The organism is Chitinophaga tropicalis, assembly GCF_009758205.1.
Taxonomy (GTDB): Bacteria; Bacteroidota; Bacteroidia; order Chitinophagales; family Chitinophagaceae; genus Chitinophaga; species Chitinophaga tropicalis.
Window position 1 is genome coordinate 101,803 of record NZ_WRXN01000012.1, and the last position, 16,031, is coordinate 117,833.

The following is a 16,031-nucleotide window of genomic DNA, read 5'->3' on the forward strand; positions in this document are numbered from 1 at the left end:
ATTGCATAAAAAAACGCTTTTGCCTTCGGCAAAAGCGTTTTTTTATGCGGTGGCTGGCCTGCGGCCAGCTAAAGAATTATGCCGCGGCTTTTATTTTAACGGTTTTTACCGTTGCTGTTTTCAGTTTGATGATGCCCAGGAAGTTGAAGAGCTTCATCACCGGGTAAGTAGGATCCAGTTCGAACCATTTCTTGGCGAAGTTAGGGCTGTCCTTAAACTTGTGGTGGTTGTTCTGGAACAGTTCACCCAGCAGGAGGATACCCCATGGAGAAGTATTCCTTGATTTGTCGCCGTTGTCAAAGCTCTTGTAGCCATATTTATGTCCGCACCAGTTTACAACTGCGCCCTGTACAGGCCCTACCAGGAAGTGGATAGGCAGCAGCAGGTACCAGCCCCATGCCGGAGCGAATGTTACATAAAAAGCTATATAAACGGCAGCCCATGCCAGACGGGTGATGTTGCTGTCACCGAACCTGTCCAGCGCTTCCCATACAGGTAGCGGAGGGTTGGTAGTGAACTTCTCGTCAGGTACGTTTCTGCCGGTATAAATATCATTGTACATTTTACGGGTGTGTACCATCATGCCCCATACATCTTTGAAGAAGTGTGGAGAATGCGGGTCATGTTCAGTATCGCTGAATTCATGGTGCATGCGGTGCATGGAGCCATAAGCACGAGGTACTAAGTAAGAAGTACCCTGGAAGAACCAGGTGCAGAAATAAAAGACCCTTTCCCAGAATTTACTGGTGGTATACATCTGGTGAGAAGCATACCTGTGCAGGAAAAACGTGTGAAAAAAGAGGGAAAGGAACCAGTGTGAAAAGAAAAATATCAGAATCGCAGTCATTTTCTCGCTTTAACTAAATAAAAAATTGTACTGTTTGAGATCTTTTATCAAGAATAGTTGGCTCTGCGGGCAAACTGAGATGCTATCAAAAAAATCAGCTTCAAAGGTAGCCCAAAAAAGCCGGGCAACTGCTATAAATAATTATATATCAGCATAGACATGGTTTATACTATCCCTTCATACCGCTACAGGGGCCGATGTGTAGGAAATGTTAAAGTTTTTAAGTGGTAGTGTTTTTTTGTTGCAAAAGACCAATGGCTGACAAATGAGCGAACTTATCCATGCTTTTCTATGCGCACTTTCCGAAGTTCCAGCAGGTTGAGGCCGTTATTTTCCATGCCCTTTACATTGGGTTGCACCAGGTGAATGACCTGGTCGTAAAATAAGGGTACAACGGGAGCGTCAGATACGATGATGCGGTCCATCTGCCGGTATAGTTCGTAACGGACGGAGTCGTTGTTTTCAGCGAGAGAGCGTTCATAGAGCTGGTCGAACGCCGGGTTGGCGTAACGCGTGTAATTGGGCGGGGCCGGGTTTTTACTGTAAAACACGGCCAGGTAGTTCTCAGCATCGGCATAATCTGCCATCCAGCTGCCGCGAAAGAAGAGAGCTGTGGATTTGGCGGTCTGTTCCAGGAGCAAGGCTTTCTGCATTACTTCCACCTGTACCCGTATGCCTATCTGCTGGAGCTGGTTAGCTACATAGTTGGCATAATCTTCATAGATGGGAATGGATAGCAGCCTGAGAGGGGGCAGCCCCTTTCCTTCCGGGTAACCGGCTTCTTTGAGCAAGGCCCTGGCTTTTGCCGGGTCGTAGTTGTATCCTTTTACTTTTACGGCGTCGAAGGAAGGTAGTCCTGCGGGGATGAAGCCAGCGTTAGCAGGTGTTCCGATCCCGTTACGCAGGTAGGTGATCAGTTTGTTCCGGTCAAAGCCGTAGTTGATGGCCAGGCGGACCTTCTGCAGTCTTGAAGGAGATGTCTTCACAGATGCTTTACTGCTATCCAGCAGGAAGCCAAAGTATTCTACATTGAGCTGGGCGTGTTTATCCAGCACCATCCTACCCTCCCACTCTTTTTTCAGTTCTCCTTTTTTTGTCAGCACCTCATCTTTAAAGGAGGCATCTATATCGTTCATAAAGTCCAGCTGTCCCTGGCGGAACAGGAGGAACTCAGTAGCCTTGCTGTCCAGGAAGGAGATCTTCACGGCATCCAGGTAGGGTAAAGTTCTGCCGGTGCTGTCTTTTTCAAAGTAATGAGGATTGCGGTGAAGGACCAACGCCTGGCCTTCTTCCCAGAGAAAAAAGCGGAAAGGCCCGGTGCCACAGGGATGACTGCGGAAGTCCTTACCGTATTTCTCTACTACTTCATGTGGTACAATGGAACAGTATTGCATACTGAGTATACCCATTACCGGGTGAAAGGGCCTAAGTAATGTGAGCTGGAAGGTGCTATCGTCCGGCGCTTTGAACCCCTCTTCCATATCTACTTTCCCGTTAAAGATCCATGCCCCGGGCGATGCGGTGGCAGGGTCCATGATCCGGCGGAGGCTGTATGCCACGTCCGTCGCGGTCATCCGTCTTCCTTTTCCGCCGGGGAAGGCCTCATTATCATGGAAGTATACGTCTGTCCTTAAGTGGAATGTATATGTGCGGCGATCTTCAGAAACTTCCCAGCGTGTAGCCAGCGAAGGTTGAATATTCAGGTTGCTGTCCGGTTCCACCAGGGTATTATATACCTGCCTGACGGCCCAGATCACGGCCTGGTTGCGGGAAAAAGCAGGATCCAGGGAAGAGATACCTTCCACTACATTATAACGGAATACCTGTTTTCCGGAGGAAGGTCTGTTATTGCAGGCGGCGATCAGACATAATACCAGTATACTTAAATATCTTGTCATTCAAACGGCAAAGCTGCCGGATTTTGCTTTCAAACGAAAATTAATACCTTTCCGTCATAAATACGATTTTTCTATGCGAGGTTTTCTGATGATATCCCTGGTCCTGCTCACGGCTCTGACGGCCGGCGCCCAACAAACAACCTTTACCCGTGCCGATACGCTGAGAGGCACTATTACCCCTCCCCGCGCCTGGTGGGATGTAAAAGTGTACGACCTGCACGTGAAGCTTGAAATGGGAGACAGTTCTCTTACCGGCTTTAACGCAATCACCTATCGTGTACTCAAAGTAGATAGTCTTATGCAGATAGATCTGCAGACGCCTATGGAAATAGATAGTATTGTACAGGATAAACAATCCCTGGATTATGTACGTGAGGGTAATGCCATTTTTGTCAAGACCAAAGCTAAACAGCTGAAAGGAAAGGATAAGAAGATCATTGTCTTTTACCATGGTAAGCCGAGGCAGGCTGTGAATCCGCCATGGGATGGCGGTATCATCTGGAGGAAAGATAACCAGGGCCGTCCGTGGATAGCTACTGCCTGCCAGGGACTGGGCGCCAGTGTGTGGTGGCCTAATAAAGATCATCAGAGTGATGAGCCGGAGAAAATGACTATCAGTGTTACCACGCCTCCTGAGCTGGTGGATGTATCTAATGGTAAGCTGAAAAAGAAGGTAATAGAGAAGGATGGTAATATTACCTGGGTATGGGCGGTTAACAATCCTATCAACAATTATGACGTAGCGCTTAACATAGGGCACTATGTTGAATTTAAAGATACTTATTCCGGCGAGGGGGGTAAACTGGAGCTGGGATTCTGGGTGCTGGATTATAACGTAGATACTGCGAAGCAGCATTTTGCTGTTGTAAAACCCATGCTGAAATGTTTTGAGTTCTGGTTTGGCAAGTATCCTTTCTATAAAGACAGTTATAAGCTGGTGGAATCTCCTCACCTGGGGATGGAACATCAGAGTGCTGTGGCTTATGGCAACAAGTTCCAGATGGGTTATAAAGGGACCGATCTTTCCGGCAGTGGCTGGGGATTGAAATGGGATTTTATCATTGTTCATGAAAGTGGTCATGAGTGGTTTGGTAATAATATCACCACTAAAGACATTGCTGATATGTGGGTGCATGAAAGCTTTACCAACTATTCAGAAACGCTGTTTACTGAATGCCAGTATGGAAGGGAGGCTGCCTTTGAGTATGTTACCGGTACCCGGAAGAATATCAAGAATGATATTCCTATTATTGGCCCTTATGGTGTTAATGTGGAAGGCAGTGGGGATATGTATTATAAAGGGGGGAATATGCTTCATACTATCAGGCAGGTTGTGAATAATGATTATGTTTTCAGGGATATTCTGCGTGGGTTGAATAAAACGTTCTGGCATCAGACGGTGACTACGAGGCAGATAGAAGAGTATTTCAACCAGAAGACGAATATGAACTTCAATAAGGTGTTTGAGCAATACCTGACGCACACTTCTATTCCTACGCTGGAATATCATTTTAATGGTTCTCAGTTGCAGTTCAGGTGGGTGACGGATGTGGAGAATTTTAATATGCCGGTTAAGGTTACGTTGGGGGATGATGGGTATAGGTTTATTTATCCGGGTAAGCAGTGGCAGTCGACTAATTTTACGTTGTCGGATAAGAAGAAGTTTAAAGTAGATCCGAATTTTTATATTAATGTGAAGGAGATATAGTTTTTCCGGAAATCGCTTTTGCCTTCGGCAAAAGCGATTTCCGTTTTTTTGCGCTGCGCGGGCTGAAAATGTTTTTACGGTTTGTGTACGATCAGCTTAAAGGCGTGATTCCAGGTGCCGGTACGAAAACCATAAGCATACCATAATATACTCAGGGGCTCGATATTCCTGCTCATTTCTATCGTTCCCATATCCACTACGTCCTTCCATCCCATTTCATTCAGCAATTGAGTAACAGTAGTTTTGGCGGCACGTTTATTTCCACAGATGAACATGGTAGGTATTTCCTGTTCCTGGAAAGGGCGGAACATCGCTTCATGCCCTATACAGCTCAATGCCTTCACTACATGTGCATCCGGTGGCAACCAGGCCTGCAGCTGTTCGCCTGCGGAATTGGTATGACCAATAGAAAAAGATAGTCTTCCCTGTGGGTCGGGACCTTTTCCATCCAGAGGATTTGTGACATCTACCACAACTTTTCCTTTGAAATTCCATAATCCTGCGGCTTCTATGGCTTTCTGGGTACCGGCCCAGCTGGTGCAGATGACCAGCAGCTCTCCCTGCGCGGTTGCTTCCCGGAAGGGTACAGCGGCGACCTTGTTGTCATGCTTTTTGAGCCATTGCTGAAGGGATTCTTTTGCGGGATTGCGGGTACCTAGTAGCACCTCATGTCCTGCGTTGATCAATCCTTCACTTAATGTAAGACCTACAGGGCCGCTACCGAGGATACCAATTTTCATATTGCCGGAATTTGTGTGAACAGATACAGATGGGGAAACTAATATAAAGAAAAAAGCCGAATACGTGGTATAAATGCTTAACAAACAGTGGTTTAAATTTTTTATTCTATATATGGCGGGGAGAGTAACTCTCAAACCGGGTTTCGCCTTCGGCAAAACCCGGTTTGAGAGTTATATTTTGCGCTGCGCGCGGCTGAAGCTTTTAAAAACGCCCTTTGAGGGAATGTTTTGCGCTGCGTGCAGCTGGAGGTTTTAAAAGCCTCGTTTTAGGGAATATTTTGCGCTGCGTGCGCTGAAAGTCTTAATTATATAAGATAACCCAGGAATTTCTGCATACCCTGGCGTTTGGCCGGCGTAAGCGGATAACTGATGTTCTGCAGGTAATAAGTGCTCAGATCATACAGGCTGTATGGGTTCTCTGCCACTACAGCGGGTATATTATGTATGCCTATGGCGTTGGCGTTACTGAATTCCTGGATAAACTCCACCGGGAGAGGTTTGTTGCTGATCCATGCTGCAAATACGAAAGGCAGGCTGGTGAAGCGCATCCAGTGTTCTGCAAGGTCGTAGATATAGGGGGAAATATGGCGTTGTGCCAGGGCGCGGTCGCCTATTACCAGTCCGGCGTCGGTGCCTTTGATCCTGTCCTGGTAATCGTCTGAGGTCTCTATCAGCTCTACATCCAGTTTCCAGTATTCATTGACCAGTACTTTCAGCAGGGCTACGGATGTACGGCTCTGGTAATCCAGGTAGATCCTTTTAATTTCTTTCAGGGGCACTTCACTGAAAAGACAAACGGAAGCTACGGGCCCCTCCGCTCCGATACAATAATCTGAAATGATATGATATTCCTTCAGTTTCGGGATTATGGCCACTGGTACCAATGCCACATCTACTTCTCCGTTAATGAGTTGTTGTGCTATCTTAGCAGGGTAATCCATACTCAGTTCCAACATTTTCATTACCGGATGATCCCTGAATCCGTACAATAATGGCCTGGTATTCAAATAACTTACTGCCGCTACTTTTACTTTCCGTTCCAATTTCAGTAATTTTGCCGGCTAAATTAGGCAAAAAGTAGAAAACGCTGAGCGCACTTTACTGCTAACTAACAATTAACATTATGCAATTACAAGCTTTGACCGCCATTTCTCCGCTGGATGGACGTTACCGCAGACAACTGGAAGAACTGGCTCCTTACTTCTCTGAATTTGCACTGATCCGTTACCGTGTGCTGGTAGAAATAGAGTATTTCATCGCACTGTCAGAACAGAAGCTGTTCCCGCTGACCAAGCCACAGGCGGCGTCACTGCGTAAGATCTACCAGGACTTTACGGTAGAGAATGCGCAACTGATCAAAGAAACAGAAAAGGTGACCAACCATGATGTGAAAGCTGTTGAGTATTTTGTTAAGAATGAGCTGAAAGGCCAGGGACTGGAAGACAGGCTGGAATGGGTTCATTTCGGGCTTACCTCCCAGGACGTAAATAATACCGCTACCCCCCTTTTCTGGAAAGAGGCGGTTGAGCATATTTATATGCCGGCCATTTCCAACCTGGTGCTGGCGCTGAAGAAAATGGGCAAATCCTGGATGAAAGTGCCTATGCTGGCCCGTACTCATGGTCAGCCGGCTTCTCCCACTATCCTGGGTAAAGAGATCCTGGTGTTCACAGAGCGCCTGGAAGGACAGATAAAGCTGCTGGGCGATATTCCCTTTGCGGCCAAGTTTGGCGGGGCGACGGGTAACTTCAATGCACATCATGTGGCATTCCCTAAGATCAACTGGGAAAAGTTCGGCGATAAGTTCGTGAACAATACGCTGGGACTGCAGCGTATGAAATATACCACCCAGATAGAACATTATGATAATATCTCCGCCCAGTTTGATACCCTGAAGCGGATCAATACCATCCTGATCGACTTCAGCCGTGATATATGGACATATATTTCCCTGGATTACTTCAAACAGAAGATCAAGGCTAATGAAGTAGGATCTTCGGCTATGCCTCATAAGGTAAACCCGATAGATTTCGAGAATGCTGAAGGTAACCTGGGGCTGGCCAATGCTATTTTTGAGCACCTGAGCGCCAAGCTGCCGGTTTCGAGGCTGCAGCGTGACCTGACCGATTCTACTGTGCTGCGTAATGTAGGGGTGCCTTTCGGGCATACTGTACTTGCGTTGAAATCTATTCAGAAAGGTATGGAGAAACTGATCCTGAACGAGGCCAAGCTTAATGAAGACCTGGAAAACAACTGGGCTGTAGTGGCGGAAGCGATACAGACGGTGTTGCGCAGGGAGAACTATCCTCAGCCTTATGAGGCGTTGAAAGCGCTGACCCGTGGTGGGGAGCAGATCACGCAGAAGACCATGCATAAGTTTATTGAGGGGTTGAAGATCAGTGCTGCGTTGAAGAAAGAGCTGAAGGCTATAACGCCTCATAATTATACAGGGGTGTGGAATTGAGTTTTTAATTGCTCAAAAAAATGCTGTTGCCTTCGGCGAGGGCACTGAAAAAGTAGTTTTCTTTAAAGAAATATTCGGGTAGGGGGTGGAGAATATTTTCGAATAGACGATTCTCAGAGCCTACGTAAGGACTTTTTCAGTGCCCTCGCCTTCGGCAACGGCATTTTTTTAAGAGGAAGTTAGCGGGTCTGCTAAAAAGCATCTTCAAAATGCACTAATTCATACTCCTCTCCTTTCGTAAAAGTAATAGAGATGACATCAAACCGGACCTCCGCCGGTAGTTCTTTCATCTGGTCCATGTAAACCGCTGCTGCTGCCAGCAGGTTTTTCCGCTTTCCGTAATTGACGTGTTGTTCCGGCCAGCCAAACAGGTTGTCTGCCAGTGTCTTGATCTCAAAGAAGACCAGGCAGCCGGAAATGGTTGCTATGATATCTATTTCACGATGTTTACTTCGCCAGTTGACAGCTAAGATATTGTACTGATGCTGGCGGAGATGCTCCTGTGCTATGAGCTCTCCTTTTTTACCTAATGCTATATGGGATGCCATTTGATTTGACTATTTTTGGCCTTCCATAAGGAAAGACAGGTTAACAATTACCGGAAAATACAAACATTATAACGCAATACGTCATCATGAGCGAGAAGAAATTATTCAGACTGGAAGGTAAGGTTCAGAACTATGCCTGGGGAGGCTTCCATTACATCCCTTCATTGCTGGGAATTCCTGAAACCGGTAAACCCAGCGCAGAATACTGGATGGGAGCACACCAGAGCGCACCATCGGCCATCACTGTAAATGGTGGCGCGAGCACGCTGGACCAGCTGATAAAGGCCAACCCTGAAAGTGTACTGGGTCCGAAAGTATGGAAACGTTTTGGAGAACTTCCTTACCTGTTTAAGATACTGGATGTAAAAGATATGCTTTCCATACAGGTACATCCAACCAAAGCTGAAGCAGAAAAAGGCTTTGCCCGTGAGAATGAAGCCGGTATCCCGCTCAATGCTTCACACCGTAATTATAAAGATGCAAATCACAAGCCGGAAATTATGGTGGCGCTCAGCGAGTTCTGGCTGTTGCACGGTTTTTTGCCGGAAGATAAGCTGAAGGAAGTATTAAAGACCGTTCCGGAGTTTGCTTCCCTGGCTCCTGTTTTCGAAAAGGAAGGTTATTTCGGTTTATATAAAACTGTGATGGAAATGCCACAGGAAGAAGTGAATACCTTCCTCCGTCCGCTGGCTGAAAGAGTATTACCTGCCTACCAGGCCGGTACTTTGAAGAAAGCGGATCCTGCTTTCTGGACAGGGAGGGCTATTGCCAATGATCCTGAAGGGTTGAACCGCCTGGACAGGGGTATTTTCTCCATTTACTTCTTCAATATACTGGAAGTGCATCCCGGGGAAGCGGTATTCCAGGATGCCGGGATCCCTCATGCCTATCTTGAAGGGCAGAACGTAGAACTGATGGCTAACTCGGATAATGTGCTGCGTGGTGGTCTTACTCCTAAACATATTGATGTACCGGAACTGCTGAAACATACGCGTTTTGAAGCGGTGCATCCTAAAATACTGACCGGCGCGGCTGTAAAAGGCGGTGTAGAGAAGATCTATCATTCACCGGCGCCTGATTTTGAGGTGAGCCGTATTGTTCTTCAGCCTGGTGAGCGTTATGAGCATACCAGCCTTTCTACCGAGATATTGCTGGTGCTGGATGGTTCCGGTGTTATTACCGGCGCTGACGGGGAGGGTATCAGTCTGGGCAAGGGGCAGGCGGCTGTAGCTTTGTTTGAGGCCGGGTATAAGATTGAGAGCCAGACAGGGATTACTATTTATAAAGCGGGAGTGCCTGCATTGTAAGTTTTGGTAAAATTGTATCTTTGGTCAAATAATCATCACCAAATATGAAAAAGGACTCCACCAGGGAAATCCTGGTAATTGCCGCCCTTATCTTTCTATCTGCCCTCTGCCGTATTTTCACCAACCAGATGGGACTGTGGAACTTCAACGCCATTGGCGCTGCTGCCCTGTTTGGCGGGGTGGTGCTGAAAGATAAAAAGCTGGTGTATATAGTACCGCTGTTATCTCTTTTCATTTCTGATGTTTTCCTCCAGCTGTTCACCAATATCAGGGCGCTGGAAAGTACTTATATTGGTCAGCTGCTGTTCGTGTATGGTGCATTTATGCTGATTGCATGGATAGGTTCCAGGATAAAAAAGGTCAACACACTGAATATCCTGCTGGCTTCTATAGGCACGGGAGTGTTGTTTTTCCTTATCACCAACCTGGGGACGTTCCTGACCACCAGCCTTTATCCTAAAACCGCACAGGGCCTGCTGCAATGTTATATTGCCGGTATTCCTTTCTACCAGGAAGGTAATCCTTTCAGCAGCTTTGCCCTTAACGGACTGATGGGGAATGTGTTCTTTACCGGGGTATTATTTGGTATCTGGGCACTGGTAAAACAATCTGTGCTGCAACCTAAAAGACAACTGGCATAAGCTGATTATGCTGTTTATATCAGTAAAGAGTGTATCAAAAGATACACTCTTTTTTTTGCGCTATATTTATTAATTTTAATGTGAAGAAATAGCAACCGAGAGAACGTCAATATTAACAACCCCAAACAATTCCCTTACAGACAGGCATTAAAAAGTAAGTCCTAATTCAAATTTTCATAGCGTATGAAAATACCATTGCCGTGCATCTTATTGGGAGCATTGTTATTCGTTTCCAATGCCAACGCTCAATCTGCCACCTCTGTTTCACCTGAGACCTGTAAAACCTGGGCTATAACAGGCTGGATCATCATAGGCCTGATGATAGCCGGCTTCTTTCTCCTGGCTATCCTATCCGAAGTACTGAGAGATGACATTACCAGCAAGCAGGCGTTTGCGAGAGCAGCCAAACGTTCTATTAAAGCTGACAGGATAAAAGAGAAAGACCTGCGCAGGCCGTATAGTCTTTCCCGGACACAGCTGGGCGTGTGGACGGTAGTGATAGCCTGTTCCTACATCTATGAGGCCTTCTGCAGCAACTGCCTGATGTCGCTGGAAGGGTTCAATACAACAGCACTTGTGCTGATGGGCATCAGTGGCGGCACTACTGCTGTAGGCAGCATCATTGACCAGTCACAGCAAAACCAGGTCAGGCATCAGAACAGGCCCAGCAAATGGTTCCTGATGGATATACTGTCTGACGAAAAAGGCGTGAGCATTCACCGTTTTCAGAACGTGGTATGGACACTTATTGCCATCGCCGTATATATATCACAGTTGTCGCAGGTGCAGGGTAAGCTGCCGGAGCTTGATCCGACGCTGATAGCGCTGACCGGCGTGAGCAATGCCGCTTACCTGGGACTTAAACTGACTGAGAACAGGGATAAAGTAGGTGATATACCTGTAAAGGACGCCTTAAATACCCCTGCTCCCGACAATCCTCTTGCCAGGTTTACACAACCGGAAGAAGGAGAAACATCTCAACCTAAATAATTCCTCCCCCATGAAATATATCCATTACACGTTACTTTGCGTGCTGCTGCTGACTGGTACGAGCACATTTGCACAACAGAATTATTTTAAAGATGCCAAAGAGCTGGCTTATTTCAGGAAGTATATGGAAGTATTACTTCCCCGGAAAGAAGGGCTTCAATTCAATTTCAAAAATGGTACTGATAATCTCTTTAAGAACAAATCGACCAACGATCTTCTTACAAAACTGGCTGTAGCTATCTCCCATCAACCGTTAAAAAATACGTCAACGGATACAGATACCGGGGATGCCCCGGCTGGGCTGCCAGTACCGGGCGCCAATCCGCAGCAACCGGTTGAGAAGAAGAAACAAAACGATACAGAAGGTAATAATATTCTTACGGATGAGGAGAAAATTGAAGTAACAAAAGAACTGATCAAAGATGAGCTGGCATACCTGCTGCTTATCATCTATGGTACTCCGGAAGAGATCATTGCGGCACCGGAAATGCCCAAACGTTTTGACTACCTGGAAAAGATCAATACTGCCCTGAAAGAGGTGACCCAAACGGCGAAGATAGATTTGCAGTCGACCGCTATGTCAGGCAATTTTGCCTTCAATGAATCTGCTATTATCTATGGTATTACCGACTTCATCATTCAAAGAGCTAAGGAAGAAATGCTGGAAGCGCAGCTTGGGCAGATCTATGATAAGCTGAATAGTGATGTGATCATCAAACAGCTTATTCCCAATACACTGAAGACATTCCAGCAATTCAAGGAAGATAATACCACTGGTCTTGCCAAATACGGGGACCTGTGGAAGGCCTCTTTCCAGCAGGACCTTCAGAATTTCCCGCTCATGCTGCAGAATGAATCTTTCCTGCAACAGGTGGGCGACAGGGTGCTTGCTGATAAAGATGAAAAAGTTAAAGCCCTTTTCAGGACTGAACTGAGGCCTGCCATTGCCGGCAGCAGTGAGCTGGTATATAATCTTTACCTGAAGAAACACCTGGTTGCCATACTGCAGGATATGGCTACAAAATATAGAACAGGCGCTACGGCAGATAGTCTTGCCGTATTCAAAAAGGCTGTTATTTTCAGTGATGTGGTGTCTTCTATTGTGGGACAATTTGATGGGAATAAGTATGCGCTGATCACATCGGAAGCTATCAATAAGATGTCTGTCGAAGAATGGTGGAACTTTGCACGTATCACTTACCTGCGTAATAAAACTGATCTGCACCTGGTAGGTGGCGCTACAATGGATTCTCTTGCCAACAGATCGGCCGCTGTTATTTCTTTCCTGAAGCAGTGGATAGTACCGGCGGTGAATACATATAATGCCTATCAGCAGATAATTGGCAGCGCACCTGCAGGTATAGCTGTTACTGACGCTAAAGTGCTGAATGGCGAAGATATTCATAAGCTGATAGCGCTTAGTTTCCAGATGGCAGACAATGCTATTTCCCAGCTGCGTAAGAATTCCTTTAAACCTGAGCTGGACCAGTTCCTCGACAGTACGTACCGTAATTGTGTGCAGCCTTACTTTACGCTGGCCAACCAGATAGGCGAAGGTATTTCCACGCGTGAATATGGTAAGGTGCTGGATGGTACCCTGCAGACTTTAAAGCTGGTGCAGGTGCGTCATAATAGTGGAGCACTGGATGGCCTTATCAGGGTAATGACCCAGTATGGCAGCTTTATGGTGAACATACTGGAAGCGGAAAAACCAGAACAGATAGAAGCCGCCCTGGATGAGCTGATCCCTAAAGGGCAGTATAAACTGAAGTACAAGCCGACCCTGAGCGTATCTCTGAGCGCTTATCCGGGTGCGTTTGGCGGTTGGGAAAGGATCAAAAAATACGATGCCAGTTCGGGGACTGTTAACAGGAACAATTCATCGAACAGTAATGGCGGCTCCCTGGCGTTCTATCTTCCTATAGGGCTGGATTTTAACCAGGGTATATCCAATAAAATGTGTGTGAGCCTTTTCCTGCAGGTGCTGGACCTGGGTGCGGTGCTGAATTATCGTCTGAATGCAGATGGTGATGAGCAGACTAACCCCGAAGTGAGTTTTAAACAGATCCTGTCTCCCGGTGGCAGTGTTATGATGCACTTCCCCCACTCTCCTTTTGTGGCTGGTTTTGGCGTTAACTATACGCCGGACCTCCGTAAAATAGAAGAGACCAATGGCGTCAGCTATACTACAAATGCACTGAGATACGGGTTTTTCGTGGGCGTGGATGTAACGATGTTACACATAGGCCTTAAAAGAAAGAACTAATCCTGTTATGCAGACACTGATAGTGAACGATAATATTTATACCAGCCGCAATAATATTGGCAGTATTGGTGGGTTTTATCAGTTCAGGGGCGATCCTGAGAAGAGGGTCTTTGGCCTTACCAACTATCATGTGGCGCAGATTGATGGTATATGTACTGCCGGGCAGAAGGCGTTTGGTATTAACAGTAATGAAGGAATTGGTACGCTGTTCAGCTGGTTCAGGCTGGAAAGTGACATTGTCAATTCTTTTGACCTGGCGCTGGTGAACCTGGATAAGACGCTGGTGCGGCCGCTGTGGGGGTTGGATACTGCCGGGTATGCGGTACCGGCTATTGACCAGGAAGTGAGGTTGATGAACCGGCGGGAGATCAGGACGGGGTTTATTTCCAATGTTAATTCAGGTGAGTTCAGTGTAACTATTGCCGGTACTGATTACCGGATAGGTAATCTTATACAGATAACCAGTGCGAATGATCTTCCGTTCAGTGAGCATGGTCATTCCGGTTCGGTGATATTTTCGGATACGAATCAGCTGGTGGGGGTGTTGGTTGGCGGGGATCCTGAGAACAGGCATTTGAGTTATGTGATGCCTTTTCTTGACAGGAGGAATAGAAAGGGGATACTTAATTCATGGGCGTTGGAAGTGGCTGATCTGTGAGTTTTTTTTCGGGCATGTTCTTTTTTGCCTGCGGCGCTAATTTTTGAAGGGGGATATTTTTTTTGCTACGGCGATTAACATAAAAACTTGTTCCAAACGAAAAAGCGGCCAGGAATGCACCCGGCCGCTTTTTACTTTTATCCAAATTTGATGTTATCCTTACTCATCCAGTTTTAATACTGCCAGGAATGCTTCCTGCGGTACTTCTACGTTACCGATCTGGCGCATACGTTTCTTACCTTCCTTCTGTTTTTCCAGCAGTTTACGTTTACGGGAGATGTCACCACCATAACATTTGGCGGTTACGTCCTTACGCATGGCGCTGATGGTTTCACGGGCCAGGATCTTGGCGCCGATAGCGGCCTGGATAGCGATCATGAACTGCTGACGGGGCAACAGTTCTTTCAGCTTTTCGCAGAGCTTACGGCCAAAGTCCTGTGCACGGCTGCGGTGGATCAGGGCGCTCAGCGCATCCACTTTATCGCCGTTCAGGAGGATGTCCATTTTAACGATGTCGCTGTCACGACGGCCGATAGGTGAATAATCGAATGAAGCGTAGCCACGGGTCTGGCTTTTCAGCTTATCGTAGAAGTCAAATACTATCTCTGTCAGCGGCATTTCAAAGATCAGCTCTACGCGGGTTGGCGTCAGGTAGCTCTGGTTAATGAGGAGACCTCTTTTACCCAGGCAGAGCGTCATGATATTGCCGATATAGTCAGGTTTGGTAATGATCTGTGCTTTGATGAAGGGTTCTTCGATGCGTTCCAGCCTGCTGGGGTCCGGCATCTCTGAAGGGTTGTTCACCGTGATGGTTTCCTGACGGGTGGTGTGAGCGATGAAGCTCACGTTTGGCACGGTGGTGATCACTGTCTGGTTGAATTCCCTTTCCAGGCGTTCCTGGATGATCTCCATGTGCAGCATGCCGAGGAATCCGCATCGGAAACCGAAGCCCAGCGCCTGTGAGGTTTCGAGCTCGAAGGTGAGGGAAGCGTCGTTCAGCTGGAGTTTCTCCATACAGTCTCGCAGCTCTTCGAAATCTTCTGTATTTACGGGGAAGATACCGGCAAATACCATTGGTTTCACTTCTTCAAAGCCTTTGATGGCTTCTTTGCTTGGGTTGGCCATGGAAGTGATGGTATCGCCCACTTTTACTTCTTTGGCGTTCTTGATACCGGTAATGATGTACCCCACGTCTCCGGTCTTCACTTCTTTTTCAGGCTGAAGACCCAGTTTCAGGATACCTACTTCATCAGCAAAGTATTCCTGGTCTGTATTGATGAATTTGATCTTTTCTCCTTTTTTGATGGTACCGTTGTAGATACGGTAGTAGGCGATGATACCGCGGAAGGAGTTGAATACGCTGTCAAAGATCAGCGCCTGCAGGGGAGCTTCCGGGTCGCCTTTGGGAGCGGGGATACGTTCTACGATAGCTTTCAGGATCTCCTCGATGCCGATACCGGTTTTACCGGAGGCCAGGAGTATATCTTCAACTTTGCAGCCTATCAGTTCTATGATCTGGTCCTGTACTTCAGGGATCATGGCTCCGTCCATATCGATCTTGTTGATCACGGGGATGATCTCCAGGTCGTTCTCCAGTGCCAGGTACAGGTTTGAAATGGTCTGTGCCTGGATACCCTGGGCGGCGTCTACCAGCAGCAGGGCGCCTTCACAGGCAGCGAGGGCACGGGACACCTCGTAGGAGAAATCCACGTGACCGGGGGTATCGATGAGATTAAATACATACTGCTGGCCATTCTGGGAATAGTTCATCTGGATAGCGTGGCTCTTGATAGTGATGCCTTTTTCCCTTTCCAGGTCCATGTCATCCAGTACCTGGGCCTGCATGTCTCTTTCGGAAATAGTTTTGGTATGCTCTAACAGCCTGTCAGCCAATGTACTTTTACCGTGGTCAATGTGTGCAATGATGCAAAAATTCCGGATATTCTTCATATATGCTTTTAAAA

The 16,031-nt window shown here is 47.0% G+C and carries 13 protein-coding genes; 7 read left to right on the forward strand and 6 right to left on the reverse strand.

The annotated features are described in order from the left end of the window. Window positions 1–76: 76 nt before the first annotated feature. Window positions 77–847, reverse strand: a complete 771-nt coding sequence (locus GO493_RS23325; protein ID WP_157308643.1) for an acyl-CoA desaturase — start codon at window positions 845–847, stop codon at window positions 77–79. A 275-nt stretch (window positions 848–1,122) separates the two neighbouring features. Further along, window positions 1,123–2,745 (reverse strand): ABC transporter substrate-binding protein, encoded by a 1,623-nt coding sequence (locus GO493_RS23330; RefSeq protein ID WP_157308644.1) that lies wholly within the window; start codon window positions 2,743–2,745, stop codon window positions 1,123–1,125. Between the two features lie 73 nt (window positions 2,746–2,818). On the opposite strand from GO493_RS23330, the gene GO493_RS23335 reads away from it, so the two are divergent. Next, the gene (locus GO493_RS23335) at window positions 2,819–4,453 is read left to right on the forward strand and encodes a M1 family metallopeptidase (RefSeq protein ID WP_157308645.1); all 1,635 of its coding nucleotides are present in this window, start codon (window positions 2,819–2,821) and stop codon (window positions 4,451–4,453) included. Between the two features lie 74 nt (window positions 4,454–4,527). On the opposite strand, the gene GO493_RS23340 is transcribed toward GO493_RS23335, so the two are convergent. Then, window positions 4,528–5,193, reverse strand: coding sequence for an NADPH-dependent F420 reductase (locus tag GO493_RS23340; protein WP_157308646.1), 666 nt, complete (start codon window positions 5,191–5,193; stop codon window positions 4,528–4,530). A 305-nt stretch (window positions 5,194–5,498) separates the two neighbouring features. Beyond that, window positions 5,499–6,236, reverse strand: a complete 738-nt coding sequence (locus tag GO493_RS23345; RefSeq protein ID WP_157308647.1) for a menaquinone biosynthetic enzyme MqnA/MqnD family protein — start codon at window positions 6,234–6,236, stop codon at window positions 5,499–5,501. A gap of 80 nt (window positions 6,237–6,316) precedes the next feature. Between GO493_RS23345 and purB the strand changes: the two genes are divergently transcribed. Further along, complete coding sequence (gene purB, locus GO493_RS23350; protein ID WP_157308648.1) at window positions 6,317–7,657, forward strand: adenylosuccinate lyase; 1,341 nt, start codon at window positions 6,317–6,319, stop codon at window positions 7,655–7,657. A gap of 191 nt (window positions 7,658–7,848) precedes the next feature. Here purB and GO493_RS23355 read toward each other — a convergent pair whose 3' ends face one another. Then, window positions 7,849–8,205, reverse strand: a complete 357-nt coding sequence (locus tag GO493_RS23355; protein ID WP_157308649.1) for a YraN family protein — start codon at window positions 8,203–8,205, stop codon at window positions 7,849–7,851. An 86-nt stretch (window positions 8,206–8,291) separates the two neighbouring features. Between GO493_RS23355 and manA the strand changes: the two genes are divergently transcribed. From manA to GO493_RS23380, 5 genes are all read left to right on the forward strand, one after another. Beyond that, entirely contained in the window at window positions 8,292–9,512 is a 1,221-nt protein-coding gene (gene manA / locus GO493_RS23360; RefSeq protein WP_157308650.1) for a mannose-6-phosphate isomerase, class I, read from the forward strand. Window positions 9,513–9,556: 44 nt separating this feature from the next. Next, window positions 9,557–10,153: a DUF6580 family putative transport protein gene (locus tag GO493_RS23365; RefSeq protein ID WP_157308651.1), complete on the forward strand. Its 597-nt coding sequence runs from the start codon at window positions 9,557–9,559 to the stop codon at window positions 10,151–10,153. A gap of 183 nt (window positions 10,154–10,336) precedes the next feature. Next, window positions 10,337–11,143: a hypothetical protein gene (locus tag GO493_RS23370; RefSeq protein WP_157308652.1), complete on the forward strand. Its 807-nt coding sequence runs from the start codon at window positions 10,337–10,339 to the stop codon at window positions 11,141–11,143. 10 nt (window positions 11,144–11,153) lie between these two features. Continuing rightward, window positions 11,154–13,409: a hypothetical protein gene (locus GO493_RS23375; RefSeq protein ID WP_157308653.1), complete on the forward strand. Its 2,256-nt coding sequence runs from the start codon at window positions 11,154–11,156 to the stop codon at window positions 13,407–13,409. Window positions 13,410–13,416: 7 nt separating this feature from the next. Then, a complete protein-coding gene (locus GO493_RS23380) occupies window positions 13,417–14,067 on the forward strand; it encodes a serine protease family protein (RefSeq protein ID WP_157308654.1) in 651 nt (216 codons plus the stop codon). Between the two features lie 159 nt (window positions 14,068–14,226). Here GO493_RS23380 and lepA read toward each other — a convergent pair whose 3' ends face one another. Further along, on the reverse strand, window positions 14,227–16,017 hold the full coding sequence (gene lepA / locus GO493_RS23385; RefSeq protein WP_157308655.1) for a translation elongation factor 4: 1,791 nt from the start codon (window positions 16,015–16,017) through the stop codon (window positions 14,227–14,229). Window positions 16,018–16,031: the final 14 nt, after the last annotated feature.